Genomic DNA, 24,845 nt, shown 5'->3' on the forward strand with positions numbered 1-24,845 from the left:
GGTAGCTCGTCGGGCTCATAACCCGAAGGTCGTCGGTTCAAATCCGGCTCCCGCAACCAAACATCAAAAAAGGCTACTCGAAAGAGTGGCCTTTTTTGTATCTGTGGAAAAAGTCCTTTCGCAACAATGATCTGTCATCGTGCAGTGAACCGTCCAGGATCTCAGGCCCACCAAGTTGCGACTATGCTTCAGGTCGCGGACAAGACGCCTGCAATCCAAGACTGCCCTCGCCGACACCCGGTGAGAGGCGTAATATTTTGTGATTATTTTTTTCTACAGGGATTGGTAACTTGGCTGGATACCTCCATCCTGTCGCGCACAATCCAAGAGGTGATTGATGCGCGCCAACTCGTCTGATCCACAAGACACCGTTACAGCAGAACAACCGATCAAACCCGAGCGTTTACGCTGGCTGGATCGGTTAAGCAAATACCGCCAGCCGATCGGTCTGGCCGTGACGTTGCTGCTGTTTGCCATTGCGCTGATTGCCTGTCGCCATCTGCTCGCCGAGCTTGATCTCGACGCGCTGCACGACTCGATTCTCGACGTGCCGAAACCGGCGCTGCTCGGTGCCATCGGGGCGACCGTGGTCGGCTTCATCATTCTGCTCGGCTATGAATGGTCGGCCAGCCGCTACGCTGGCGTGACATTGCCACCGCGCATGCTCGCCCTCGGCGGCTTCACTGCGTTTGCGATCGGTAATGCGATTGGCCTGTCGCTGCTGTCGGGTGGCTCGGTCCGCTATCGTTTATATGCGCGGCTGGGCGTCGGTGCGTCGGAAGTCGCGCACATGACCTTGTTCGCCAGCCTGTCGCTGGGCTGCGCCTTGCCGCCGCTGGCAGCGCTGGCCACGTTGAGCAACCTGCCCGCCGCATCGCAAGCACTTGGACTGTCCGAGGTGTTACTGGGGTGCGTCGCCGCCGCTGTGCTGATCCTCAGTGCCGTATTGGCGATCGGCATCTATCGCCGTCGTCTGCCGGAACAACCCTACCCCGACAATCTGTTGGTCAAGGCCGGGCGCCGCACCCTGCGTTTGCCCGGTCGGCGCCTGACCTTTCTGCAATTGGTGATCACTGCACTCGACGTCGCAGCTGCCGCCACCGTTCTCTATCTGTTGCTGCCGGAAGCGCCGCCCTTCGCGCCGTTCCTGCTGGTGTACCTGTTGGCGCTGGCCGCCGGTGTGCTCAGCCATGTGCCGGGCGGCGTTGGCGTGTTCGAAGCGATTTTGCTCGCCGCGTTCGCCGACAAACTCGGCGCGGCGCCACTGGCCGCGGCGCTGCTGCTGTATCGCCTGATCTATGTGGTACTGCCACTGCTGGTCGCCTGTGTGCTGCTGCTGATCAACGAAGGTCAGCGCCTGTTCCAGACCCAGACCATGCGTGCCGCGTCCGGTCTGGCCGCGCCGATTCTGGCGGTGCTGGTGTTTCTTTCGGGTGTGGTGTTGCTGTTTTCCGGCGCCACCCCTGAAATCGATACGCGTCTGGAGCACATCGGCTTTCTGATCCCCCATCGTCTGGTCGACGCCTCGCACTTCGGCGCCAGCCTGATCGGCGTGTTGTGCCTGCTGCTCGCGCAAGGCTTGCGCCGGCGTCTGTCGGCGGCGTGGATGCTGACCACCATCCTGTTGCTGGTCGGCGCCCTGCTCTCGCTGCTCAAGGGCTTCGACTGGGAAGAAGCCACGCTGATGACCCTGACGGCGGCACTGCTCGGCGTCTTCCGTCGCTCGTTCTATCGCCCGAGTCGCCTGACCGAGTTGCCGTTCTCGCCGCTGTATCTGGTCGCCAGCCTGTGCGTCCTTGGTGCGTCGACCTGGCTGCTGTTGTTCGCCTATCAGGACGTGCCGTATAGCCATCAGCTCTGGTGGCAGTTCACCCTTGATGCTGACGCCCCGCGCGGCCTGCGTTCGCTGCTCGGCGCTGCCGTGCTGTTGCTGGTGATTGCCCTGACCTGGCTGCTGCGTACCGCACGCCCGGTGATTCATCTGCCGACACCGGACGAACTCGATCGCGCGGTAAAAATCCTCATGGCGTCGTCGCAGCCCGACGGCGGCCTCGCGCTGACCGGTGACAAGGCGCTGCTGTTTCACCCCAACGACGAGGCGTTCCTGATGTACGCCCGCCGTGGCCGCAGTCTGGTGGCCCTGTACGACCCGATCGGGCCGAGCCAGCAACGCGCGGAAATGATCTGGCAGTTCCGTGATCTGTGCGACATCCATCACACCCGCCCCGTGTTCTACCAGGTACGCGCGGAGAACCTGCCGTACTACATGGACATCGGTCTGACGGCGATCAAACTGGGCGAAGAGGCCCGGGTCGATCTGCAGCGCTTTGATCTCGAAGCCAAAGGCAAGGAGATGAAGGATCTGCGCTACACCTGGAACCGTGGCACCCGCGATGGTCTGTCGCTGGAAATCCATGAGCCGGGTCAGGCGCCGATGGACGAGCTGAAGGTGATTTCCGATGCGTGGCTGACCGGCAAGAACGTGCGCGAGAAAGGCTTTTCCCTCGGCCGCTTCAGCGACGATTACCTCAAGCATTTCCGCATTGCGGTCATTCGCTTCGAAGGCCGCCCGGTCGCGTTCGCCAACCTGCTCGAGACTTTCAGCCACGATCTGGCAAGCCTCGACCTGATGCGCGCGCACCCGGACGCGCCGAAGCTGACCATGGAATTCATGATGGTCGGCCTGATTCAACATTATAAGAGTCACGGATACGCGCGCTTCAGCCTGGGCATGGTGCCGTTGTCGGGGTTGCAACCCCGCCGCGGTGCACCACTGACTCAGCGGCTGGGCTCGATGGTCTTCCGCCGTGGTGAGCAGTTGTACAACTTCCAAGGCTTGCGCCGCTTCAAAGACAAGTTCCAGCCTGACTGGGAACCCCGTTATATGGCCGTGCCCGCCGGACTCGATCCGTTGGTGGCGCTGGCCGATACTGCTGCCCTGATCGCGGGCGGCTTGACTGGATTGGTGAAACGCTGATGATTCAACGCTCCCTGAAGTACATCCTGGCTGCACTGATCGTGCTGGCCGTGATTGCCGGCGGCGGCTTCTGGTACCTCAAACGCCCGGCACCGGAACCGACCGTCGAACAACTCAAACCGGCCGACGGCACGACCATGACGCGCGTCATCCCGGGCAGCAAGCCGAAAGCCCAGGTGCTGGTGGCCGTCACCGACGAGCAGAAGCTCTCCGAGAAACAACTGACCACCCTGAGCCGCAGCGCCTCGGCGCAGATCGTTCAGGTGATTCTGCCCAAGGACTGCCTGCTGCAAAGCCGCGCGCTGCAATCGGGCCTGCGTGAACTGAACGGCCCGGCCACGCTGGTCAGCGGTATCGGCCCGGGCGCCGTATTGGCGTGGCGCTGGTTGGCCGAGCAGAAAAACGACAAGGCTCAAGCCATCTCTGTCGACCTCGCGCTGGAAAAACCCGGTTGCACCCACCTGCTGCCGAAGACCGCCGCTCACGGCCACTGGCTGGTGGCATGGAATGACAACCCGGACGACGCCAGCGCAGGTTTCGTGCGCGATCAACCGAACGCCGAAACCAGCATCAGCGACTACGACATCAACCTGCCGCAAGTGCTGAACAACGAACTGCGCAAGATCCTCGTCGGCGGCGACAAGGCCAACGGCGGTCTGGCGATCCCGGTAGTGGAAGTCCCGGCCGGTCAGGCTAACGACACCGTGACCCTGTTCCTCTCCGGCGACGGCGGCTGGCGCGACCTCGACCGTGATGTGGCCGGCGAAATGGCCAAGATCGGCTACCCGGTGGTCGGCATCGACACCCTGCGCTACTACTGGCAGCACAAGAGCCCGGAGCAAAGCGCGCTGGATCTCACCGAACTGATGCAGCACTACCGGCAGAAATGGGGCACCAAACGCTTCATCCTCACCGGTTACTCGTTCGGCGCTGACGTCCTGCCGGCGATCTACAACCGCCTGCCTGAGAACGAACAGCAACGCGTCGACGCCATCATCCTGCTCGCCTTCGCCCGCACCGGCAGCTTCGAAATCGAAGTTGAAGGCTGGCTCGGTAACGCCGGCAAAGAAGCCGCCACCGGGCCGGAAATGGCGAAGCTGCCTGCGGCCAAGGTGGTGTGCATCTACGGTGAAGAGGAAACCGATGAGAGTGGCTGCACGGACAAGACTGCAGTGGGTGAGCCGGTGAAATTGCCTGGCGGGCATCACTTCGACGAGAACTACCCGGCGCTGGCCAAGCGCTTGGTGGACTTGATCCAGAAGCGCCAGAGCAAGGACTCGGTGGCGGAAGAGTGATCTGAGCCCCCCACAAAAAGCCCCTGCAACTTCACGGTTGCAGGGGCTTTTTACATCTCGGACGATGAACACATTCCCCTGTAGGAGTGAGCCTGCTCGCGATAGCGGAGTGTCAGTTAGCAAATAGGTGGCTGACACTCCGCTATCGCGAGCAGGCTCACTCCTACATGGGATGGCGGTGAATTCAGAGTTTGTGCAGAGACCGCAAATTTCTTGACTCTGCACAAAGCAAGAAAAACCGAGTGTCCACATTCCATAAAACGTGGACACCTGCTTGATCGGCATTATCGAATCGTCAACCCCAAACTCTGTATGAACGCACCGCTTAACCCTGTGGGAGCTAGCCTGCTAGCGATGGCGGTGGATCTGGTAAAGATGTGCTGACTGACACTCAGCCATCGCTAGCAGGCTAGCTGCCCACAGGGGATTTGCAGTGGTTTTGAGAGTTGGGCAACAGACACAAAAAAGCCCCCACCAGCACAAGGCCGACGGGGGCTTTTCAGTTGAGGCCAGGCTTACATCTCGACCTGCGTCCCCAACTCAATCACCCGGTTCAACGGCAAATTAAAGAAGCGCAAATTACCATTGGCATTCTTCAACATGAATGCGAACAACGCCTCGCGCCAACGCGCCATGCCTTCGAGTTTCGAGGCGATCACCGTTTCCCGGCTGAGGAAGTAGGTGGTGCGCATCGGGCTGAAATCCAGTTCATCCAGATGACACAGCTTCAACGCCTGCGGCACGTCCGGTTCGTCGGTGAAGCCGAAGTGCAGGATGACCCGGAAGAAGCCTTCGCCGTGGGCCTCAACTTCGAAGCGTCGCGATGGCGGCACGCGCGGGATGTCTTCGTAGACCACGGTCAGCAACACCACCTGTTCGTGCAGCACCTGGTTATGCAGCAGGTTATGCAACAGCGCATGCGGCACGGCGTCGGAGCGGGCGGTGAGGAAAACGGCGGTGCCCTGCACGCGATGCGGCGTTTGCACGCGGATGCTGCTGATGAAGATCGGCAGCGGCAGCGCGCCTTCGTCGAGGCGATCGACCAACAGTTGCTTGCCGCGCTTCCAGGTGGTCATCAGCACGAACAAAGCGATACCGGCGATCACCGGGAAGGCACCGCCCTGAATGATCTTCGGCACGTTGGCGGCGAAGTACAGGCCATCGACCAGCAGGAAGCCCAGCAGTACCGGGACCGCGAGAATCGGCGGCCACTTCCACAGCAGCAGCATGACGGCAGAGACGAGGATGGTGGTCATCAGCATGGTGCCGGTCACTGCCACGCCGTAGGCCGAGGCCAGTGCGCCGGAGGATTCAAAACCGATCACCAGCAGGACCACGCCGACCATCAGCGCCCAGTTCACCGCGCCGATGTAGATCTGGCCCTGCTCGTCGCTGGAGGTGTGCTGGATGTACATGCGCGGGATGTAGCCGAGCTGAATCGCTTGGCGGGTAAGGGAGAACGCGCCGGAAATCACCGCTTGCGAGGCGATCACCGTGGCCAGGGTCGACAGGCCGACCAGCGGAATCAGCGCCCAGCTCGGCGCCAGCAGATAGAACGGGTTGCGCGCTGCGTCAGGGTTGTCGAGCAGCAAGGCGCCCTGCCCGAAATAGTTCAGCACCAGCGCCGGCAGCACCAGCAGAAACCAGGCGCGGGCGATCGGCTTGCGGCCGAAGTGGCCCATGTCGGCGTACAGCGCTTCAGCACCGGTCAGCGCCAGCACCACCGCGCCGAGAATCGCCACGCCCATGCCGGTGTGCACCATGAAGAACCGCACCGCCCACGCCGGGTTCAGCGCATGCAACACTTCCGGTGTGTGGCTGATGCCATACACACCGAGAGCGCCAAGGACCAGAAACCAAGTGACCATGATCGGCCCGAACAAAATGCCGATCCGCGCGGTACCGTGGCGCTGGATCAGGAACAAGGCAACCAGCACGACCAACGACAGCGGCACGACCCAGTGATCGATGCCATCGAAAGCCAGCCCCAGACCTTCAATTGCCGACAGTACCGAGATCGCCGGGGTGATCATGCTGTCGCCGTAAAACAGCGCCGCGCCGATCAGGCCGCAGACCACCAGCAATGAGCGCAACTTGCGCCGATGCCCCGCCGCTCGGCGTGCCAGCGCTGTGAGCGCCATGATCCCGCCTTCGCCCTGGTTGTCGGCGCGCAGCACGAACATCATGTACTTGATCGACACGACCCAGATCAGCGACCAGAAGATCAACGACAAAATGCCGAGCACGCCGTCGTGATTGACCGGTACGCCATAACCGCCGGAAAACACTTCCTTGAGGGTGTACAACGGGCTCGTGCCGATGTCGCCGTAAACTACCCCGACCGCCGCGACCAGCATGCTCAGCGGCCTGGAGGCCGAACCCTCGGCGCCTGCCGCATGACTACTTGCCTGACCCATCCAACACTCCTGATCTCAATACCGGCTTCTTCGAATGAAGCACTATGCTTTGTGGTGCAGCATGCGCTGTTTTACCTGTTGTTACAGACGTTTTGTTGACTGCAAGAAATCGGTAAAGCTCAACGGCGCGAAGCATAGCGCAGCACTCGTCGTATTTCCCTGCATAAAGCTGGTCAAGTGCGTTGCCCGCCGCTAGAATTGCGCACTTTTTGATCAGAGGCGCGCCCTAAGCGCCCATCCGTCGGTTTGCGCATCAAGCAAGCGACGTCACAAAACACCGAGGTTAGACATGTCCACCACTCCTGCGCCGGCCAATCCAAAGGTTGGCTTTGTATCTCTGGGTTGCCCGAAAGCACTGGTCGACTCCGAGCGCATCCTGACCCAGCTGCGCATGGAAGGCTATGACGTGGTGTCCACTTACCAGGACGCCGACGTGGTGGTGGTCAACACCTGCGGTTTCATCGACTCGGCCAAGGCGGAGTCGCTGGAAGTGATCGGTGAAGCGATCAAGGAAAACGGCAAGGTGATCGTCACCGGCTGCATGGGCGTGGAAGAAGGCAACATTCGCAACGTGCATCCCAGCGTGCTCGCCGTGACCGGTCCGCAGCAGTACGAGCAAGTGGTCAACGCCGTGCACGAAGTGGTGCCGCCGCGTCAGGATCACAACCCGCTGATCGATCTGGTGCCGCCGCAAGGCATCAAGCTGACCCCGCGTCACTACGCGTACCTGAAGATTTCCGAAGGCTGTAACCACAGCTGCTCGTTCTGCATCATCCCGTCGATGCGCGGCAAACTGGTCAGCCGCCCGGTTGGTGACGTGCTCGACGAAGCCCAGCGCCTGGTCAAGTCCGGCGTCAAAGAGCTGCTGGTGATCTCGCAGGACACCAGCGCCTACGGCGTCGATGTGAAATACCGCACCGGTTTCTGGAACGGCGCGCCGGTGAAAACCCGCATGACCGAGCTGTGCGAAGCCTTGAGCACGCTGGGCGTCTGGGTCCGCTTGCACTACGTTTACCCGTACCCGCACGTCGATGAGCTGATCCCGCTGATGGCCGCCAGCAAGATCCTGCCGTACCTGGACATCCCGTTCCAGCACGCCAGCCCGAAAGTGCTCAAGTCGATGAAACGCCCGGCGTTCGAAGACAAGACCCTGGCGCGGATCAAGAACTGGCGCGAGATCTGCCCGGACCTGATCATCCGTTCGACCTTCATCGTCGGCTTCCCGGGCGAAACCGAAGAAGACTTCCAGTACCTGTTGAACTGGCTGACCGAAGCGCAGCTCGACCGCGTCGGCTGCTTCCAGTACTCGCCGGTGGACGGTGCTCCGGCCAACGATCTGGACCTGGAAGTGGTGCCGGATGACGTCAAGCAGGACCGTTGGGAGCGTTTCATGGCGCACCAGCAAGCGATCAGCTCGGCACGCCTGCAAATGCGCATCGGTCGTGAAATCGAAGTGCTGGTGGACGAAGTCGACGAGCAAGGCGCGGTTGGCCGCTGCTTCTTCGATGCGCCGGAGATTGACGGTAACGTGTTTATCGACAATGGCAGCAACCTGAAGCCGGGCGACAAGGTCTGGTGCAAGGTGACGGATGCTGACGAATATGATCTGTGGGCTGAGCAGATCTGATCTGAACGTCAAAAGCCCCTCACCCTAACCCTCTCCCAGAGGGAGAGGGGACTGATCGAGGTGCTCTTCAGAATGAAGTCGACTTCAGATATCGAGTCGAACGCAGATTTTGAAAAGCATGCAGATCAGCTCGCTTCCCCCTCGCCCCCTCTGGGGGAGAGGGTTGGGGTGAGGGGGAGAGATCTTGCTGGCGACAAAAGCATCCAGCCAGACACCGCAACAAATACAAAAAGCCCCGCTCTTTTTATGAGATGCGGGGCTTTTTTGCGGCTATCGTTTAGCGGGGGACGGACTCCCTTGAAACGTACAAGAGGCTCACGCACATGCGTCACCATTCGGTCATCCACACGCCGAAACTCAGCGATTATCAGGAACTGACCCGGGTCTGGGAGGCCTCGGTCCGTGCGACCCATGATTTTCTGCCGGACAGCTACATCGAGCTGCTGCGCAATCTGGTGCTCACCCGTTATCTCGATGCGGTCATGCTGGTCTGCACAAAAGACGCTCAGCAGCGCATTACCGGTTTTGCCGGGGTGGCGGCGGGCAAGATCGAGATGCTGTTCATCGATCCGGATTATCGCGGTCAGGGCCTGGGCAAGAAACTGCTGAATTACGCCATGCAGCATTTGAACGCCGATGAACTCGACGTCAACGAACAGAATCCGCAGGCCCTGCGGTTCTATGAGAAGCAGGGTTTCGAGGTGATCGGCCGCTCGGAGGTCGATGGCATGGGCCAGCCGTATCCGCTATTGCACATGCGCCTACGGCAAAACCAGCAACGCTCAAGCCACGCCTGACACACCAAGGAACCCCTGTGGGAGCTGGCTTGCCAGCGATGCAGACGCCTCGGTCTGACAGATCCACCGAAGTGATGCCATCGCTGGCAAGCCAGCTCCCACAGGGAATACGGACACCGTGCAAATGGAACCGGGCTTAACCGGCGCCACACAGGTACAATGCTCACCCCTTTTTTGTTACGGCCCTGTCATGACTGACCCGATTCGCCTCTCCAAACGCCTCATCGAACTGGTCGGTTGCTCCCGCCGGGAGGCCGAGCTGTTCATCGAGGGCGGCTGGGTCACCGTGGACGGCGAAGTCATCGATGAGCCGCAATTCAAGGTCGGCGACCAGAAGGTCGAGCTCGACAAGGACGCCAAGGCCACCGCGCCGGAGCCCGTGACCATTCTGCTCAACGCACCGGCGGGCATGGACGTCGACACCGCCATGCAATCGCTCAGCGCCGAGACCCTCAGCGAAGAGCATCGCTACAGCAAACGTCCGCTTCGCGGGCACTTCCTGCGCCTGACCGCCAGCGCCGATCTGCAGCCCAGGGCCAGCGGCCTGCTGGTGTTCACCCAGGACTGGAAAATCCTGCGCAAGCTCACCGCCGACGCGGCGAAGATCGAGCAGGAATACGTGGTCGAAGTCGAAGGTGAGATGGTCGCCCACGGCCTGAACCGTTTGCAGCACGGCCTGACCCACAAGGGCAAGGAACTGCCGCCGGTCAAGGCCAGCTGGCAGAACGAAAATCGCCTGCGCTTCGCCATGAAAAACCCGCAACCGGGGATCATCGCGCAGTTCTGCGAAGCGGTCGGCCTGAAGGTCGTCGGCATCCGTCGCATCCGCATCGGCGGCGTATCGATCGGCAAGGTCCCGGTCGGCCAATGGCGCTACCTGTCCGGCAAAGAGAAGTTCTGACGCTTCCTCCGCCGCCACACATTTCGGTAGCGCCCGTGAGCGCTGCCCACAACGCATCAGGAATACCGACATGGTTCACAACGACGTACTGCGCAGCGTGCGCTACATGCTCGACATCAGCGACAAGAAAGTCGTCGAGATCATCAAACTCGGCGGCCTGGACGTGACCCTCGCCGACGTAGTGACCTGGCTCGACAAGAAAGAAGAAGACGAAGAAGGTTTCGTGCGCTGCCCGGACGAAGTCATCGCGCACTTCCTCGACGGCCTGGTGATCTTCAAGCGCGGCAAGGACGAAAGCCGTCCGCCGCAGCCAATCGAAGTGCCGGTGACCAACAACATCATCCTGAAAAAGCTGCGCGTGGCCTTCGAGCTGAAAGAAGACGACATGCATGCGATCCTCAAGGCCGCCGAATTTCCGGTATCCAAGCCTGAGCTGAGCGCGCTGTTCCGCAAGGTCGGCCACACCAACTACCGCCCGTGTGGCGACCAGTTGCTGCGCAACTTCCTCAAAGGGCTCACGCTGCGCGTGAGAGCTTAAAAGCAGCCTCAAGCTACAAGCTACAAGTAGCCACACCGCGTTAACTTGTAGCTTGCAGCTTGCCACTCGAAGCTGGCCGCATGGCCCCATATTCCCTCCGAAAATAGTGGCTCCGCTTTGCGCGGCTGACGACTAGGGTGTACTCAACCCCAATCTTCAGGATTTGCCATGCACCCCTACTTTTCCTTGCAAGGCCGCACCGCTCTGGTCACCGGCGGCACCCGTGGTATCGGCAAGATGATCGCCAAAGCCTTTGTCGAGGCTGGCGCCCGTGTCTACGTCTGCTCCCGCGACGCTGAAGCCTGTCATCAAACCGCTGAAGAACTTGCCGCCTTGGGCATCTGCCATGGCGTGGCGGCGAATCTGGCGACCGAAGAAGGTGTGCAGGAACTGGCTGCGCGCCTGGGCGAACAGATCACCCATCTGGATATTCTGGTGAACAATGCCGGCACCACCTGGGGCGCGCCGCTGGAGAGTTACCCGGTCAAGGGCTGGGAGAAGGTCATGCAACTCAACGTGACGTCGGTGTTCAGTTGCATCCAGCAGTTCCTGCCTTTGCTGCGCAAGGCCGGCTCGGCGGCGAATCCGGCGCGAATCATCAATATCGGTTCGGTGGCGGGGATTTCTTCGTTTGGTGAGCAGGCGTATGCCTACGGGCCGAGCAAAGCGGCGCTGCACCAGTTATCGCGAATTCTGGCGCGGGAACTGGTCAGCCAGCACATCAACGTCAACGTGATCGCGCCGGGGCGGTTTCCGAGCAAGATGACCCAGCATATCGGCAATGATGAGCAGGCGCTGGCCGAGGACACCGCCCTGATTCCGATGAAGCGCTGGGGACGAGAGGAAGAGATGGCGGCGTTGGCGATCAGCCTGGCGAGTACCGCCGGTGCTTACATGACCGGGAATATCATTCCGCTGGATGGTGGGTTCAGCCTCTGACATCGGCGGTGTATCTATCGCTGGCAAGCCAGCTCCCACAGGTTTTGTGGAGTACCCAGATGATGCGACCTCCCGCGAACCTTGTGGGAGCTGGCTTGCCAGCGATGGCGTCCGCCCGGACACCACCAGACTTGAAGCGAGCCGGGTTATCATGCCCGCCCTGCCCCGCTTCGATTTCAAACCATGACTTACAGCGTCTCCCCCATCGGCTTCGTGCGCTCCTGCTTCAAGGAGAAATTCGCCATCCCCCGCCAGCCACAGCTGGCCCCCGCCGCCCGTGGCGTGCTGGAACTGGTCGCGCCGTTCGATCAGGGTGACGCGGTGCAGGGGCTGGAACAGGTCAGCCACGTCTGGTTGCTGTTCCTCTTTCACCAAGCGCTGGAAGACAAACCGCGGCTGAAAGTCCGTCCGCCAAGGCTGGGCGGCAACAAGTCGATGGGCGTGTTTGCCACCCGCGCCACACACCGGCCAAACGGCATCGGCCAATCGGTAGTGAAACTCGACCGGGTCGAAGCCGATCGGCTGTTCATTTCCGGCATCGATCTGCTCGACGGCACGCCAGTGCTCGACATCAAACCCTATGTGCCTTACGCCGATATCATTCCCGGCGCCGCCAACAGCATCGCCAGCGCTGCGCCGCAGTTGATCGAAGTGCGGTGGACAGATTCAGCGCTACAACAGGCGCATACCCATGCGCAGCGCCTCGGCGAGCCGTTGGTTGAGCTGATCGAGCAATGCCTGGCGCAGGATCCGCGCCCGGCCTATCAGACCCCTGCGCCGGACCGAGAGTACGGTGCGCAGTTCTGGGATCTGGATGTACGCTGGCATTATCCAACGCCTGAGCGGATTTGCGTGCTCGAAGTCATTCCCGCCTCAGCGTAAAACCCGAAAACGAAAAAGCCCGCGCTGCCTTCTCAGGCAACGCGGGCTTTTTGCTTTTCTGTAGGCCTTCGCCTGCTCGCGATTGCGGTGGACCAGTCACGTCAGATGTCGACTGACAGGGCCCTATCGCGAGCAGGCTCACTCCTACAGGGATGTATTTACTTCTCGACGAACGCGCGTTCGATCAGGTAATCACCCGGCTCACGCATCCGCGCCGAGATCTTCAGGCCGAAGCTGTCGAGCACTTCGCTGGTCTCGTCGAGCATGCTCGGGCTGCCGCAGATCATTGCGCGGTCGTCCTGCGGGTTGATCGGTGGCAGGCCGATGTCGCTGAACAGCTTGCCGCTGCGCATCAAGTCAGTCAGACGGCCCTGATTCTCGAACGGCTCGCGGGTCACGGTCGGGTAGTAGATCAGCTTGTCACGCAGCGCTTCGCCGAAGAACTCGTTCTGCGGCAGGTGCTCGGTGATGAATTCGCGGTAGGCGACTTCGTTCACGTAACGCACGCCGTGAACCAGGATCACTTTTTCAAAGCGCTCGTAGGTTTCCGGGTCCTGAATCACGCTCATGAACGGCGCCAGGCCGGTGCCGGTGCTGAGCAGGTACAAGTGCTTGCCCGGATTCAGGTCATCAAGAACCAGGGTGCCGGTAGGCTTTTTCGAGATGATGATCTCGTCGCCTTCCTTCAGATGCTGCAATTGAGAGGTCAGCGGACCGTCCTGCACCTTGATGCTGAAGAACTCCAGATGCTCTTCCCAGTTCGGGCTGGCGATCGAGTAAGCGCGCATAAGCGGGCGGCCGTTGGGCTGCTGCAGGCCGATCATCACGAACTGACCGTTCTCGAAGCGCAGCCCCGGATCGCGGGTGCACTTGAAGCTGAACAGAGTGTCGTTCCAGTGATGAACACTGAGGACACGCTCGTGGTTGATGTTGCTCATGTACGTTTGACTCCTGGAGATTGGGTCTGCGCAGGCCCACCAAGGCCATAGCGCGCAATTGCATCGCATTCTAATAGCGACGACAATATCTGTTAACTGGATTATTAAGATAAGGGTTATCGGTTATATCGATATGCGATTTACTCTCCGTCAACTGCAAGTCTTCGTCGCCGTCGCCCAGCAGGAAAGCGTATCCCGTGCTGCGGGTCTGCTCAATCTCTCGCAGTCGGCGGCCAGCACGTCGATCACCGAACTGGAGCGCCAGTCCAGCTGCCAGCTGTTCGATCGTGCCGGCAAACGCCTGAGCCTCAACGCTCTCGGCAAACAGCTGTTGCCGCAAGCGGTGGCCCTGCTCGACCAGGCCAAGGAAATCGAGGATCTGCTCAACGGTAAATCCGGTTTCGGCTCTTTATCAGTGGGGGCGACGCTGACCATTGGCAACTACCTGGCCACCCTGCTGATCGGCAGCTTCATGCAGCGCCACCCGGAAAGCCAGGTGAAGCTGCATGTGCAGAACACTGCCAATATCGTGCAACAAGTTGCGCACTATGAAATTGATCTGGGTCTGATCGAAGGCGATTGCAGTCACCCGGACATCGAAGTACAGAGCTGGGTCGAGGATGAGCTGGTGGTGTTCTGCGCGCCGCAGCATCCGCTGGCTCAACGTGGCAGCGCGAGCATGGAAGATCTGACCCACGAGGCGTGGATTCTCCGTGAACAGGGCTCCGGCACACGCTTGACCTTCGATCAAGCCATGCGCCACCACCGCAGCGCGCTGAATATCCGTCTTGAGCTGGAGCACACCGAAGCGATCAAACGCGCGGTGGAATCGGGATTGGGGATTGGCTGCATTTCGCGGCTGGCGCTGCGTGATGCGTTTCGTCGCGGCAGCCTGGTGCCGGTGGAAACGCCGGACCTGGATCTGGCCCGGCAGTTTTACTTCATCTGGCACAAGCAGAAATACCAGACCTCGGCCATGCGCGAGTTTCTCGAACTGTGCCGCGCGTTTACCGCCGGGGTGCAGCGCAGCGACGAGATCGTTTTGCCGACCATCGCTTAAAGCAGAATCACCGCCCACACCAGCGCGATCATGCTCAAGGCCACGAACTGCGCGGCACTGCCCATGTCCTTGGCGTTTTTCGACAGCGGGTGCAGTTCCAGCGAGATGCGGTCAATGGCCGCTTCCACCGCCGAATTCAACAGCTCGACGATCAGCGCCAGCAGACACACGGCAATCAATACAGCTTGTTCGACACGGCTGACATTGAGAAAGAAGGTCAACGGGACCAGGACAACATTGAGCAACACCAATTGGCGAAACGCCGCTTCGCCGGTAAACGCCGCGCGCAGGCCGTCGAGCGAATAACCGGAGGCGTTGAGAATACGTTTCAGGCCGGTCTGGCCCTTGAAAGGTGACATATGGAAGAGACCAACCAAAAAGGAGTGGGGAAGCTAGATCAACGAAAGTCAAAAAAGCGTGAAACCGCCAGCGATCACTGGCTCGGAATTGACTCAAGTTGTTGCAGCAGTAACGCCGCTTGCGTGCGGGTGCGCACATTCAATTTGCGAAAGATCGCCGTGACGTGGGCCTTGATGGTCGCTTCCGACACACTCAGCTCATAGGCAATCTGCTTGTTCAGCAGGCCTTCGCAGACCATGGTCAATACGCGAAACTGCTGCGGTGTCAGGCTGGCGAGGCCATCGCTGGCGGCTTTGGCTTCGTCGGACACGCTCACCGCTTCGAACGCTTGCGGCGGCCAGAACACATCGCCGTCGAGGACCTTGCGCACGGCTTGCTGAATCACGCTCAGATCGCTGGACTTGGGGATAAAGCCGCTGGCGCCGAACTCGCGGGATTTGACCATCACCGAAGCCTCTTCCTGGGCCGAGACCATCACTACCGGAATCTGCGGGTATTGCCCGCGCAGCAAGACCAATCCGGAAAAACCGTAGGCGCCGGGCATGTTCAGGTCCAGCAGGACCAGATCCCAGTCGGCTTTTTCGGTCAGGCGGGTTTCCAGCTCGGCGATGCTTGCGACTTCCACCAGCCGCACGTCCGGGCCGAGGCCCAGCGTCACCGCTTGATGCAGGGCGCTGCGAAACAGCGGGTGATCATCGGCAATCAGGATGTCGTATGTGGCCATTTTTCAAATGATCCTGTTTTTGATGGCCGGCCGGGGCATTCCGACCAGACCAAAGCAACTCGAGATGCCGCTCGCAAGCGATATCCACAGGGGCACGTTCAACGCCAATCAACAGCAAACACGGCGTTTCAAACCTTGGCCGCACCCAGAACGGCGCCAAGCATGCCCAGCGAAGACAGGGTGGTCAAGCAGCGCGGCCGCTGGCTCGTACAGTATGGGCCACTATTGCGCCAACTCCGCCTGCGGCTTTGGTATATAGCGCTGCAACTCGGCATGAGCCGGCGTTGACTCGTTCTTGTCCAGTTGCTGTTTTGCGCCGAGGTAATGCTGGCTGAACACGTCGAAATACGCGTCCAGCGCCGAAGCGGCATCCGCGTCACCGGCCAGTTCCAGGCACAGCGCCGCCACTTCTGCGGTGCACAGATGCTCACTGCGGGTCGAGCGGCGCAAGCGGTAGCGCGAGAGTTTGTCGGGCAACAGGCTCAAGATCGGCAGCCGATCGAAATACGGACTCTTGCGAAAAATCTTCCGCGCTTCGGTCCAGGTCGCATCCAGCAGAATGAACAGCGGGCGCTTGCGGCTATCGGCGGCGACGGTGTTGGTCACTCGCGACGGCTCGACATACTCGCCCGGGAACACCAGATACGGCTGCCATTGCGGATCGTTGAGCAATGCCAGCAACTGCGGGTCTGGCTCGGTGCGCGACCAGATGAACGCATGGTTGTCGCGCACCACATCTGCAATCAGCCAACCGGTGTTGCTGGGTTTGAACACCTCTTTACCGGTCATGATCAGGCACACGCCCGAACGGGTTTCGACAGTCGGCCGCCAGGCGCACAGGCAATGGCTGATGATTACCCGGCAGTCGCGACAACGCTCGGAGCGAAAGCCCCGGGCCTGAATCGGCTTGATGCCTTCATCTTCACGCTGATCGCGCAGACGGGCTACGGCGTTGGGGGCATGGTTCATCGCAGGCGACGTCGGCAGGCAGGGAAACTCGACACGAACAACACTCGGCAGGGCAATAAAGGCCGGCAGTTTACCAGAGCGAGAGGCACAAGCCTGTACCCTCCCGACCGGCTCCCCTATAATTCGCCGCCACTGAACGCACAGTCACGTGACGGGTCGAACCACCAGTCACTGAACCAGGAGAGTTTCATGCTGCGCCTTATCGTTCCCACCGCTGCCATTCTGCTGGCGTCGTCCTTCACCGCTCAGGCAGCGTCCCTGAGTGAGCAGAATCTGAACAGAGAGCTGCGCAATGTCGCCGCCCAGAGCAGCGTCGGCACGCCTCGGGCAATCAATGAAGACATTCTCGATCAGGGCTACACCGTTGAAGGCACTCAGTTGATCAATCACCTGAGCGTGCAAAAGAGCCACGCCGATAAAATGCGCGCTGATCCTAAAGCTGTGTACTTTCAGTTGGGCGCGTCGGTGTGCAACAACCCGTCGTACCGCAAGCTGATGGCCAAGGGCGCGATCATGCGTTACGACTTCACTGAAGTGAAAACCAACAAGGCGATCGGCTCGGCGAGCTATCAGGAATCCGACTGCCCTAAAGCCGCTCCGGCAAAGAAGAAGTAATCACCGCGAATTGGCGCGCCGCTGTTCATCCTCGGCGCGCAATTCGGCAAGCAAGGCCTGCAGATATTGAGAACGGCACTCGCCGCCAGACCACGGCAACACTCCTCTTCGAGACTGGTCTGACTGGTCTCGGCCGCTGCCAATAACATTCGATACAGCTGCGTATCGATTTCCAGTACTACTCTGGCCATCTGTCCCGCCTCCTTGTCACCTGCAAATCCTTCAATAGCCTGTCACTTGCGTACTGATCGCCGCGAAGTTGTCGCATAACGCCTGTAAATCAGTTAATCAGAGGGCTGATTGCTCGGTAAGCGCTCGGACGAGCGGTAGCGCTTCGCACTGAGCCATTCTCGGTTGCTTACAAAAGAAGTCGCAGCGTAATGCCGCGCGACAGTCTAGATTCAGAGTATTCCCGATCATCTGTTGACGGCAGCCAAGGAACTGCCCAGAGGTGTGTTTTTGCAGCGCGGCACTGACGCCGCTCGTCAGGGCCACCCGCTCTGTGCACAAAGGAGACATTGAATGCCTTACCAACCGAATGACCTCTTGAGTCGTCATTTTCAGGAAAGCGGCCCCGACCTCATCAGCAAGGTCGAAGAACAACTCAACCGTGTTTCCCCCAACAGCCCGAACATTCCGATCTACCGCGACATGATCCTCACCGTGCTGCGCATGGCCCAGGACGACCACAACCGCTGGAACGCCAAGATCACTCTGCAGGCTCTGCGCGAACTGGAACAGGCTTTCCGCGTGCTCGAACAATTCAAGGGGCGACGCAAGGTCACGGTATTCGGCTCGGCCCGCACGCCGCTTGAACATCCTTTGTACGCAATGGCGCGTGAGCTCGGCGCCGCACTGGCGCGCTCCGACATGATGGTGATCACCGGCGCCGGTGGCGGCATCATGGCCGCGGCCCACGAAGGGGCCGGTCGTGACCACAGCCTCGGTTTCAACATTACCTTGCCCTTCGAACAACACGCCAACCCGACCGTGGACGGCACCGGCAATCTGCTGCCGTTCCACTTTTTCTTCACTCGTAAACTGTTCTTCGTCAAGGAAGCTGACGCGCTGGTTTTATGTCCGGGCGGTTTTGGCACACTGGATGAAGCACTGGAAGTGCTGACGCTGATCCAGACAGGCAAGAGCCCCTTGGTCCCAGTGGTATTGCTCGATACACCGGGCGGCACATTCTGGCAGGGCGCAATGGATTTCATTTGCCAGCAACTGGAGGCCAACCGATACATCCTGCCAACCGACATGAAGTTGATGCGGTTGGTCTTCAGCGTTGACGAGGCGGTGGAGCAGATCAATCAGTTCTACAGCAACTTCCACTCCAGCCGCTGGCTCAAGCGCCAGTTTGTGATCCGCATGAATCACAAACTCAGCGATCAGGCACTGGAACACATGCAGGACGCCTTTGCCGACCTGTGCCTGAGCGACCGGTTTCATCAACACGCCTATGCCGGCGAGGAACATGATGACGCTCAATTCAGCCATTTGGCGCGGCTGGCGTTCGCCTTCAACGCTCGCACCCATGGCCGTCTGAGGGAATTGATTGACTATATAAACCTGCCGGAAAACTGGGCTCATTCTCAACCACAAACCGCTCAGCGCAGCCGGGAGCCCTCAAAGGCAATTTGAAGGCAAAAAAAACGGCCCGCTATTTTCATAGCGGGCCGTTTTTTATTGAATCATTCTAATCGTCCATCCCTCGACCGCTGAACAAGCGGTTGATCATCTCCATCGAAAATCCCCGATAGGCCAGGAACCGGCCTTGTTTGGCCCGTTCTTTCACATCAATCGGTAAATGTCCGGAGAACTTGCGCCGCCAGGTTTCCTGAAGTTGCTCCTGCCAGTTGATACCGCTTTCGCGCAGGGCCAGTTCGATATCGGCACGCTGCAGACCGCGCTGGCTAAGCTCCTCACGAATCCGCAAAGGGCCATAGCCGGAACGGGCGCGATAGGAAACAAAGCTTTCGAGGTAACGGGCTTCAGAAAGCAGACCCTCTTCCGTCAGTCGGTCAAGGGCTGTTTCGATCATTTCCGCTTCAGCGCCGCGCTGGCGCAACTTGCGCGTCAGCTCGACTCGACCATGCTCGCGCCGTGCGAGCAGGTCCATGGCGGTTCGTCGCACTGCGACGAGTGTATCGAGTACGACGGTGGTCATCGCTGCTATCAGATATCAGCGTCAGCCAGATCGTCTTCGGTTTCCTTGACAGCGGAAGCCTTGGAGTCGGCAATCACTGCTGGCGACAGCAGCTTGTCACGCAGTTGCTTCTCGAGCTTCGCGGCGATTTCCGGGTTGTCCGCCAGGAACTTGGCCGAGTTGGCCTTGCCCTGACCGATCTTGGTGCCTTCGTAGGCATACCAGGCGCCGGATTTTTCAACGAAGCCGTGCAGTACGCCCAGGTCGATCATCTCGCCGTTGAGGTAGATGCCCTTGCCGTAAAGAATCTGGAATTCAGCCTGACGGAACGGCGAAGCGACCTTGTTCTTCACAACCTTGACGCGGGTTTCGCTGCCGACCACTTCGTCGCCTTCCTTCACCGCGCCAGTACGGCGGATGTCGAGACGAACCGAGGCGTAGAACTTCAGCGCGTTACCACCGGTGGTGGTTTCCGGGCTACCGAACATCACGCCGATCTTCATGCGGATCTGGTTGATGAAGATCACCAGGCAGTTGGCGTTCTTGATGTTACCGGTGATCTTACGCAGCGCCTGGGACATCAGACGGGCTTGCAGGCCCACATGCATGTCACCCATTTCGCCTTCGATTTCAGCCTTCGGCACCAGCGCAGCCACGGAGTCGACGATGATCACGTCAACGGCGTTGGAGCGCACCAGCATGTCGGTGATTTCCAGTGCCTGTTCGCCGGTGTCCGGCTGGGAAACCAGCAGGTCATCAACGTTGACGCCCAGCTTGCCGGCGTACTCTGGATCGAGGGCGTGTTCGGCGTCGACGAATGCGCAGGTCGCACCGGCTTTTTGCGCCTGGGCGATCACCGACAGCGTCAGCGTGGTTTTACCGGAAGATTCAGGGCCGTAGATTTCAACGATACGACCTTTTGGCAGGCCGCCGATGCCGAGTGCAATGTCCAGACCCAGAGAGCCAGTGGAGATGGCCGGGATCGCCTGACGGTCCTGATCGCCCATACGCATTACGGCACCCTTGCCGAATTGACGTTCGATCTGACCCAGGGCCGCAGCCAAGGCTTTCTTCTTGTTGTCGTCCATTAAAGTCCTCACGTAATCAATAAGGCCTGACGGCCAACACCTGTATAAGTAGCCAGTATTATTCCACAGCGTTCGAAGATCGCCTACCCCTGATTTTCGATTTCTCGTGCCGCTAGTCGCAACAGCCCCTCTAGCGCAGCCTTCACCGTTTGTCGGCGGACCTCGTCGCGGTTGCCGGGGAAGTGCTGAACCTCGCTGGAAATCGCATCGCCCACTCCCCATGCCAGCCACACCGTGCCGACCGGTTTGTTCGGCGAGCCGCCGTCCGGCCCGGCCACGCCGCTGACCGCCACGGCAAAACGCGCCAGGCTTTTATCCTGTGCACCACGCGCCATCGCCTCGACCACCTCGCGACTGACCGCGCCCACCGTCTCGAACAGCTCGGCCGGCACATTCAGCTGCTGGGTCTTCTGCCGGTTGGAGTAGGTCACGTAACCGGCCTCGAACCACGCCGAACTCCCTGGAACCCGGGTAATTGCTTCGGCGATACCGCCACCGGTACAGGACTCGGCAGTAGTTACATGAGCATTGAGCACTTGCAGACGACGGCCAAGTTCGGCGGCCAGTTGGGTGATCTCTTTCACGGCGCACTCCGGATCGTGTGGAATGCGTACCACCGTACACGAGCCGGTTGCATCTTCACTACACAGAATCATTCAAAATGTGCAGGCGCCAGCGCTCTGACATAGGCCTGACAGGCCTGCAAGGCAATCAATCCGCGGTCGCCGGTGTCGGTGATGGCGACAATTCGTTGAGCATGCGCCGGGTCAAGTCGGGCGCGTACGGCTGCATGATCCACGCGGCCGGGGCCGGCGGTGGCTGGCACGTTGCAGCCTGGGGCAACGTCGCCGGCGTCGAGAAGGACTGACAGGCGCACATCAGCAGTAGCAAGACGATCGCGCAGGCGATCCTGATCACGTTGGGCATCGCTCAGCGCTCGAAAATGGGTTTGTTCACTGCTCGCGAGCCGCTGCTCCAGTGCCAGGCGTTTATCCTGTTCAGCCTGTTGCGCGGTGGCGGCGGCGAGATTCTGTTGATTGACGGCTTCAGCGTTTAACCGTGACTGCTCCGCCAGTTGCCGCCCGTAACGCCAGTCCTGAAACTGCCAGGCCGCCGCAAAAGCACCGGCGGCCAGCCATACAATGCCAATCACTCGCCAAGGGATTGGCATAGCACCGCCCTCGCCCGCGCCCAGATTTCCAGTCGATCCTGCAAACCGTTCAACCCGCCGTTTATGCGTCGGGTGATGATGTTGAACTGATCACGATCGGCCAGCTCATTAAGGCCCTTCTGTTCCCAAAACCATGCCGCAGACTCGGCCGCCCACTGTGGCTGCTCTAGCAGTTCGGGCAGGGACAACAGGCGTTCATCGCCGAACAATCCAAGGCTGCACTGGCGATAGTTGCTGCGGCCGGTGATCTGGATCAGGCCGCGGCCGCGATACTTCTGCCCGTCACCGTCAGCCTCCGGCGTGTTGCCCAGACGCAATGCCAACGTACCCGTGTCGTATTTGCTCAGGTACTGGTTGTTGCCCAGTTCGCGCACGTAACGCAACTGTCCCGACTCGTGGCCGATCTGCGCAAGAAACGCGGCAATGCGCTTGGGCGAGTCGATGCGACGACGCGCCATGGCGTTGTTCAGTGCAGAAACAAAAACGCCCGCTTGGGAGCGGGCGTTGGGCATGATGTCGATAAGGTTGTTTTCGGTTATTTGCATAATGCTTGATCCTCCCTGGATTGCCCCGATTGAATCATGGCTGGCGGTTGCTGCGTGCCAACCATTTATTTGCCAGAGTTTTCAGGGTTCCGGTCGCGCCAGTTTCTGCGGGTACTCCATCCACCGGCAGCACCTGCCCCCCCGATAGCTGCCATTGTTGAAATTCCAGCCAGTCGCGATTGCCGGGTTCCTCGGGGATAAATGCACAGTCAGCCAGGCGCAGCACGCCGCAGGCGCTGAGTTGATAAGCCATGAATGTCGCTCCTAGATTTCAGCGTCCGCTGTCCATTCAAGTTGCAAGGTCTGCCCCGGTGCGCTGCCGACCGGCGTGACAGTAGCAAAAGAAACACTACGATCGGTTACGCCCTGAAGAAGCGTACCGGTGCAAGCCTTGCTGATTGTTTGATTCCATACCTGATTACTGCTGTCTGCCGGGCAATAGGCGGTAACAGTCGGCTGAACTCTTTTCTGCACCAGAAAGCCGATCGTCATCCCGTATTGGCCGGTGTTTCCTGCCGGGACCTGGGTGAAGGTCGAGATACAGGTATTGGTGCCATTGTTGGCTTTGACCGGCAGCCCGGACGCGAAAGACTTTTCGTAGTAGCGCTGACACAACGCCAGCTCTTGCGCGATGGACCGATGCTCAAAGGGAGTGGATACCGGTCCCTCCTCCAATTGAACCTGTGCCAGGTCCACCGTTTGCAGAACGTTGAGAGGCAAGTCGAACGCCAATATCAGGCAGTCGCCGCTGCCTTGCATCTTCCCGGCAATGGCAGGAACCTGGAACGTTGCGGTGTAGCGAGTCCATGCCGTGCTCAATTGAAACGCATCGACCAGCTTGCCAACGGGGGCCGATCCGCCCGCGCCGAATTGTTGCGCAATGGTTACTTGTAATGATCGCGCGGCATCGGATCGGGCCCAAAACGTCAACGTCGCGGTTTTACCCGCGAGCGTTCTGACCGACTCGATATTCTGGGAGATTTTGTGAACGGTCGCGCCCGCGCCCGCAGCAGTTTGCTGCCAGCGCAGGAAGCAGGCCGGCTCATCGGAGACCTCGCCTTGCCCGAGAGCAAAGTTCTGACGAGTGATGCTCACGCCCGCATTACCGTTCCAGTCGCAGCGAAATCGGTCCGCCACATAGCCGCCGGTATTGGGCCCCTGGTTGGTTGTGCCACGCTGCCAGATCCGGAAATCACCGTTGATCAACAAATTCCTGCGATAGACCTGCACCGGGAATTGTTGCAACGGGTCAGGCCTGGAAAGCTGTCGAATGGCGTGGGCCAATTGATCGGTCTGTTCTTCGTCAGGCGTCAGGCCAGCGGCTGTAATTGCATTGAGAATTTCCTGGGTAACACTGTTGCCCCAACTCGCCGGAATCAGCGACCCCGGCTTTCCTGCTATCGGGTCTTCGTCGACAAACCTGCCGTTTTCCAGACCTGAGCCCGGAATGCTTTTCGGATAATCCATATCACGTCCCTGATGATTTAAAGCGCGGCAGCCAGCCAGCGCGGTGCCACCGGCCGATGCTCACTGAATGGGAAGAATGAACCTTGCGGCCACTCGCGCAACGCCCGTCGATACGTTTGCAGTTCGGCGTATTGCTCAGTGGTCAATGTCGTGCCGCCGCCGTCCTCCAGTTCATCGCGGTCGCGTGCGACCAGGCCGTCGGTGGTGGCGAGTTGCGCTGTACGCCACAAGCGCTCGATGTCAGCAGCTTCATCCGGTGAAGGCGGCGGTGGATCGACCAGAACCGGATAGCCGGTATCGGCACGCACACCAATCACTTTCGGGATGACCGCCATCTGCTGCAGCAACGAGATCCAGTACCCCTGAGGAATTTCGATAACGTCGTCGGGAATGTCCGACGAATTGATACCCGGTACATAGGCGCCCCGGGTACTGGCGCTGAACAAAATATTGAACGGATTCATTCAGTAGCCCTTTGCAAGGTAAAAAACACCCCAGTTCGCACTGACGTCACCGGTGTAGCTTCGCACCTTCAGCCGGCAGCCCTGTTTCGTCGCAGAGTTGGAGTACATGGTAACCATCGCGCCATCGCCCCCCGAGTGGATGGCCACGATCGATGAAAACGCGTTGGGAAAAGAGATAGGAAAGCTGACATTAACGTCGCCTTTGGCATCCGTGGTGCCAACACCCCACTGGTCGATGTTACCGCTGGGATAGCGTTGATAACCGACGTTGCCTACGACACCGGAATGCGCTGTGGCGTACCTGTCGCTGACCGATCCCCCATACAATCGCCACTGATTGCTCAGCTTGATCAGATAAGCGGAATCACCAAGATCCAGCTTCAGCGGTCCGAATGTGCCGTTACAGGTTTCGATCTGTTCATTGGCTGCCGGACTGATCGTCAAGATACCGGTGCCCGCATTGATCACGTGAAGGGTACTGGCGTGAGCAATTCCGTTGGTTGAAGGCAACGTCGCTGTGATCGGCGAGTTATTCGCGAAGCTGGCGACTCCACCGATATTGGCAGCACTCAGAACGGTGCTCACTCCATAGGACACGAAACCGGAAAACTGCAAACCTGTTCGGGTTACGAATTCAGTCGTAGCAACCGATTTGCCACTGTCAAATTGCGGCGCAGTCACAAATAACTTGTTACTGCGTAAAGCCACTAACAGCTGATCATTGGCCGACTCTGTAGGCGTAAGACCGGCAGCCTGGATGACCTTCAGCAATTCCTGCGTGACGCCGTTCCCCCAACTCGCCGGAATCAACGATCCCGGTTTACCCGCTACCGGATCCTCATCGACAAACTTGCCGTCCATCAGGCCCGCACTGGGCACACTTTTTGGATAATCCATTACTCATCTCCTGATCTGAAAACACACA

Annotated in this window: 25 protein-coding genes and 1 pseudogene; 11 read left to right on the forward strand and 15 right to left on the reverse strand. The window is 59.7% G+C overall.

Features of this window, described 5'->3' with window-relative positions:
* Positions 1–337 precede the first annotated feature (337 nt).
* Both mprF and ACYYKW_RS08920 read left to right on the forward strand, forming a co-directional pair.
* Positions 338–2,977: a bifunctional lysylphosphatidylglycerol flippase/synthetase MprF gene (gene mprF / locus ACYYKW_RS08915; protein ID WP_464989936.1), complete on the forward strand. Its 2,640-nt coding sequence runs from the start codon at positions 338–340 to the stop codon at positions 2,975–2,977.
* Complete coding sequence (locus ACYYKW_RS08920; protein ID WP_336355016.1) at positions 2,977–4,272, forward strand: virulence factor family protein; 1,296 nt, start codon at positions 2,977–2,979, stop codon at positions 4,270–4,272. Before mprF ends, ACYYKW_RS08920 begins: the two co-directional genes overlap by 1 nt.
* A gap of 515 nt (positions 4,273–4,787) precedes the next feature.
* Here the strand turns inward: ACYYKW_RS08920 and ACYYKW_RS08925 are convergent.
* Positions 4,788–6,629, reverse strand: a complete 1,842-nt coding sequence (locus ACYYKW_RS08925; RefSeq protein ID WP_464989980.1) for a potassium transporter Kup — start codon at positions 6,627–6,629, stop codon at positions 4,788–4,790.
* A gap of 349 nt (positions 6,630–6,978) precedes the next feature.
* Between ACYYKW_RS08925 and rimO the strand changes: the two genes are divergently transcribed.
* The 6 genes from rimO to tsaA all read left to right on the forward strand — a co-directional run bounded on the left by rimO (position 6,979) and on the right by tsaA (position 12,373).
* A complete protein-coding gene (gene rimO, locus ACYYKW_RS08930) occupies positions 6,979–8,316 on the forward strand; it encodes a 30S ribosomal protein S12 methylthiotransferase RimO (protein ID WP_464989937.1) in 1,338 nt (445 codons plus the stop codon).
* Between the two features lie 323 nt (positions 8,317–8,639).
* The gene (locus tag ACYYKW_RS08935) at positions 8,640–9,113 is read left to right on the forward strand and encodes a GNAT family N-acetyltransferase (RefSeq protein WP_464989938.1); all 474 of its coding nucleotides are present in this window, start codon (positions 8,640–8,642) and stop codon (positions 9,111–9,113) included.
* Positions 9,114–9,303: 190 nt separating this feature from the next.
* Entirely contained in the window at positions 9,304–10,014 is a 711-nt protein-coding gene (locus ACYYKW_RS08940) for an rRNA pseudouridine synthase (protein WP_464989939.1), read from the forward strand.
* Between the two features lie 70 nt (positions 10,015–10,084).
* The gene (locus tag ACYYKW_RS08945) at positions 10,085–10,552 is read left to right on the forward strand and encodes a YehS family protein (protein WP_090282075.1); all 468 of its coding nucleotides are present in this window, start codon (positions 10,085–10,087) and stop codon (positions 10,550–10,552) included.
* A 168-nt stretch (positions 10,553–10,720) separates the two neighbouring features.
* Positions 10,721–11,491, forward strand: coding sequence for an SDR family oxidoreductase (locus ACYYKW_RS08950; RefSeq protein WP_336355013.1), 771 nt, complete (start codon positions 10,721–10,723; stop codon positions 11,489–11,491).
* Positions 11,492–11,674: 183 nt separating this feature from the next.
* The gene (tsaA, locus tag ACYYKW_RS08955; RefSeq protein WP_464989940.1) at positions 11,675–12,373 is read left to right on the forward strand and encodes a tRNA (N6-threonylcarbamoyladenosine(37)-N6)-methyltransferase TrmO; all 699 of its coding nucleotides are present in this window, start codon (positions 11,675–11,677) and stop codon (positions 12,371–12,373) included.
* 158 nt (positions 12,374–12,531) lie between these two features.
* On the opposite strand, the gene fpr is transcribed toward tsaA, so the two are convergent.
* A complete protein-coding gene (fpr, locus tag ACYYKW_RS08960) occupies positions 12,532–13,311 on the reverse strand; it encodes a ferredoxin-NADP reductase (protein WP_464989941.1) in 780 nt (259 codons plus the stop codon).
* A gap of 133 nt (positions 13,312–13,444) precedes the next feature.
* On the opposite strand from fpr, the gene ACYYKW_RS08965 reads away from it, so the two are divergent.
* Positions 13,445–14,371, forward strand: a complete 927-nt coding sequence (locus ACYYKW_RS08965; RefSeq protein WP_464989942.1) for a LysR family transcriptional regulator — start codon at positions 13,445–13,447, stop codon at positions 14,369–14,371.
* On the opposite strand, the gene ACYYKW_RS08970 is transcribed toward ACYYKW_RS08965, so the two are convergent.
* From ACYYKW_RS08970 to ACYYKW_RS08980, 3 genes are all read right to left on the reverse strand, one after another.
* Positions 14,368–14,730: a diacylglycerol kinase gene (locus ACYYKW_RS08970; protein ID WP_090282071.1), complete on the reverse strand. Its 363-nt coding sequence runs from the start codon at positions 14,728–14,730 to the stop codon at positions 14,368–14,370. The genes ACYYKW_RS08965 and ACYYKW_RS08970 overlap by 4 nt on opposite strands.
* Before the next feature lie 74 nt (positions 14,731–14,804).
* Positions 14,805–15,455, reverse strand: a complete 651-nt coding sequence (erdR, locus tag ACYYKW_RS08975; RefSeq protein ID WP_090282070.1) for a response regulator transcription factor ErdR — start codon at positions 15,453–15,455, stop codon at positions 14,805–14,807.
* 222 nt (positions 15,456–15,677) lie between these two features.
* Entirely contained in the window at positions 15,678–16,424 is a 747-nt protein-coding gene (locus ACYYKW_RS08980; protein ID WP_464989943.1) for a tRNA-uridine aminocarboxypropyltransferase, read from the reverse strand.
* Positions 16,425–16,613: 189 nt separating this feature from the next.
* On the opposite strand from ACYYKW_RS08980, the gene ACYYKW_RS08985 reads away from it, so the two are divergent.
* A complete protein-coding gene (locus ACYYKW_RS08985) occupies positions 16,614–17,039 on the forward strand; it encodes a PA3611 family quorum-sensing-regulated virulence factor (RefSeq protein WP_007908738.1) in 426 nt (141 codons plus the stop codon).
* On the opposite strand, the pseudogene ACYYKW_RS08990 reads toward ACYYKW_RS08985, so the two are convergent.
* Positions 17,040–17,230: pseudogene (locus ACYYKW_RS08990) on the reverse strand (hypothetical protein).
* 331 nt (positions 17,231–17,561) lie between these two features.
* Here ACYYKW_RS08990 and ACYYKW_RS08995 point away from each other — a divergent pair.
* Complete coding sequence (locus ACYYKW_RS08995) at positions 17,562–18,680, forward strand: LOG family protein (protein ID WP_093104109.1); 1,119 nt, start codon at positions 17,562–17,564, stop codon at positions 18,678–18,680.
* 55 nt (positions 18,681–18,735) lie between these two features.
* Here ACYYKW_RS08995 and recX read toward each other — a convergent pair whose 3' ends face one another.
* The 9 genes from recX to ACYYKW_RS09040 all read right to left on the reverse strand — a co-directional run bounded on the left by recX (position 18,736) and on the right by ACYYKW_RS09040 (position 24,817).
* Positions 18,736–19,206, reverse strand: coding sequence for a recombination regulator RecX (gene recX / locus ACYYKW_RS09000; protein ID WP_464989944.1), 471 nt, complete (start codon positions 19,204–19,206; stop codon positions 18,736–18,738).
* An 8-nt stretch (positions 19,207–19,214) separates the two neighbouring features.
* Positions 19,215–20,273: a recombinase RecA gene (recA, locus tag ACYYKW_RS09005; protein ID WP_090282065.1), complete on the reverse strand. Its 1,059-nt coding sequence runs from the start codon at positions 20,271–20,273 to the stop codon at positions 19,215–19,217.
* Between the two features lie 83 nt (positions 20,274–20,356).
* Complete coding sequence (locus ACYYKW_RS09010; protein ID WP_093104115.1) at positions 20,357–20,857, reverse strand: CinA family protein; 501 nt, start codon at positions 20,855–20,857, stop codon at positions 20,357–20,359.
* Positions 20,858–20,925: 68 nt separating this feature from the next.
* Positions 20,926–21,444 carry a lysis system i-spanin subunit Rz gene (locus ACYYKW_RS09015; RefSeq protein ID WP_093104117.1) on the reverse strand — a complete coding sequence of 173 codons (519 nt, stop codon included), beginning with the start codon at positions 21,442–21,444 and terminating at the stop codon, positions 20,926–20,928.
* Positions 21,423–21,989, reverse strand: a complete 567-nt coding sequence (locus ACYYKW_RS09020) for a glycoside hydrolase family 19 protein (RefSeq protein ID WP_464989945.1) — start codon at positions 21,987–21,989, stop codon at positions 21,423–21,425. Before ACYYKW_RS09020 ends, ACYYKW_RS09015 begins: the two co-directional genes overlap by 22 nt.
* A gap of 34 nt (positions 21,990–22,023) precedes the next feature.
* Positions 22,024–22,242: a hypothetical protein gene (locus ACYYKW_RS09025; RefSeq protein ID WP_090282061.1), complete on the reverse strand. Its 219-nt coding sequence runs from the start codon at positions 22,240–22,242 to the stop codon at positions 22,024–22,026.
* An 11-nt stretch (positions 22,243–22,253) separates the two neighbouring features.
* Positions 22,254–23,456 carry a carbohydrate-binding protein CenC gene (locus ACYYKW_RS09030; protein WP_464989946.1) on the reverse strand — a complete coding sequence of 401 codons (1,203 nt, stop codon included), beginning with the start codon at positions 23,454–23,456 and terminating at the stop codon, positions 22,254–22,256.
* 17 nt (positions 23,457–23,473) lie between these two features.
* Positions 23,474–23,920: a tail fiber assembly protein gene (locus ACYYKW_RS09035; RefSeq protein WP_464989947.1), complete on the reverse strand. Its 447-nt coding sequence runs from the start codon at positions 23,918–23,920 to the stop codon at positions 23,474–23,476.
* Positions 23,921–24,817 carry a gp53-like domain-containing protein gene (locus tag ACYYKW_RS09040; RefSeq protein ID WP_093104126.1) on the reverse strand — a complete coding sequence of 299 codons (897 nt, stop codon included), beginning with the start codon at positions 24,815–24,817 and terminating at the stop codon, positions 23,921–23,923.
* Positions 24,818–24,845 lie beyond the last annotated feature (28 nt).

The organism is Pseudomonas sp. 15C (assembly GCF_055484735.1).

What these genes read in the sequence shown, in the direction of transcription:
- mprF (WP_464989936.1), top strand. Translation starts at nt 338, where the DNA reads ATGCGCGCCAACTCGTCTGATCCACAAGACACCGTTACAGCAGAACAA.
- ACYYKW_RS08920 (WP_336355016.1), top strand. Translation starts at nt 2,977, where the DNA reads ATGATTCAACGCTCCCTGAAGTACATCCTGGCTGCACTGATCGTGCTG.
- ACYYKW_RS08925 (WP_464989980.1), bottom strand. Translation starts at nt 6,629, where the DNA reads ATGCTGGTCGCGGCGGTCGGGGTAGTTTACGGCGACATCGGCACGAGC.
- rimO (WP_464989937.1), top strand. Translation starts at nt 6,979, where the DNA reads ATGTCCACCACTCCTGCGCCGGCCAATCCAAAGGTTGGCTTTGTATCT.
- ACYYKW_RS08935 (WP_464989938.1), top strand. Translation starts at nt 8,640, where the DNA reads ATGCGTCACCATTCGGTCATCCACACGCCGAAACTCAGCGATTATCAG.
- ACYYKW_RS08940 (WP_464989939.1), top strand. Translation starts at nt 9,304, where the DNA reads ATGACTGACCCGATTCGCCTCTCCAAACGCCTCATCGAACTGGTCGGT.
- ACYYKW_RS08945 (WP_090282075.1), top strand. Translation starts at nt 10,085, where the DNA reads ATGGTTCACAACGACGTACTGCGCAGCGTGCGCTACATGCTCGACATC.
- ACYYKW_RS08950 (WP_336355013.1), top strand. Translation starts at nt 10,721, where the DNA reads ATGCACCCCTACTTTTCCTTGCAAGGCCGCACCGCTCTGGTCACCGGC.
- tsaA (WP_464989940.1), top strand. Translation starts at nt 11,675, where the DNA reads ATGACTTACAGCGTCTCCCCCATCGGCTTCGTGCGCTCCTGCTTCAAG.
- fpr (WP_464989941.1), bottom strand. Translation starts at nt 13,311, where the DNA reads ATGAGCAACATCAACCACGAGCGTGTCCTCAGTGTTCATCACTGGAAC.
- ACYYKW_RS08965 (WP_464989942.1), top strand. Translation starts at nt 13,445, where the DNA reads ATGCGATTTACTCTCCGTCAACTGCAAGTCTTCGTCGCCGTCGCCCAG.
- ACYYKW_RS08970 (WP_090282071.1), bottom strand. Translation starts at nt 14,730, where the DNA reads ATGTCACCTTTCAAGGGCCAGACCGGCCTGAAACGTATTCTCAACGCC.
- erdR (WP_090282070.1), bottom strand. Translation starts at nt 15,455, where the DNA reads ATGGCCACATACGACATCCTGATTGCCGATGATCACCCGCTGTTTCGC.
- ACYYKW_RS08980 (WP_464989943.1), bottom strand. Translation starts at nt 16,424, where the DNA reads ATGAACCATGCCCCCAACGCCGTAGCCCGTCTGCGCGATCAGCGTGAA.
- ACYYKW_RS08985 (WP_007908738.1), top strand. Translation starts at nt 16,614, where the DNA reads ATGCTGCGCCTTATCGTTCCCACCGCTGCCATTCTGCTGGCGTCGTCC.
- ACYYKW_RS08995 (WP_093104109.1), top strand. Translation starts at nt 17,562, where the DNA reads ATGCCTTACCAACCGAATGACCTCTTGAGTCGTCATTTTCAGGAAAGC.
- recX (WP_464989944.1), bottom strand. Translation starts at nt 19,206, where the DNA reads ATGACCACCGTCGTACTCGATACACTCGTCGCAGTGCGACGAACCGCC.
- recA (WP_090282065.1), bottom strand. Translation starts at nt 20,273, where the DNA reads ATGGACGACAACAAGAAGAAAGCCTTGGCTGCGGCCCTGGGTCAGATC.
- ACYYKW_RS09015 (WP_093104117.1), bottom strand. Translation starts at nt 21,444, where the DNA reads ATGCCAATCCCTTGGCGAGTGATTGGCATTGTATGGCTGGCCGCCGGT.
- ACYYKW_RS09020 (WP_464989945.1), bottom strand. Translation starts at nt 21,989, where the DNA reads ATGCAAATAACCGAAAACAACCTTATCGACATCATGCCCAACGCCCGC.
- ACYYKW_RS09025 (WP_090282061.1), bottom strand. Translation starts at nt 22,242, where the DNA reads ATGGCTTATCAACTCAGCGCCTGCGGCGTGCTGCGCCTGGCTGACTGT.
- ACYYKW_RS09030 (WP_464989946.1), bottom strand. Translation starts at nt 23,456, where the DNA reads ATGGATTATCCGAAAAGCATTCCGGGCTCAGGTCTGGAAAACGGCAGG.
- ACYYKW_RS09035 (WP_464989947.1), bottom strand. Translation starts at nt 23,920, where the DNA reads ATGAATCCGTTCAATATTTTGTTCAGCGCCAGTACCCGGGGCGCCTAT.
- ACYYKW_RS09040 (WP_093104126.1), bottom strand. Translation starts at nt 24,817, where the DNA reads ATGGATTATCCAAAAAGTGTGCCCAGTGCGGGCCTGATGGACGGCAAG.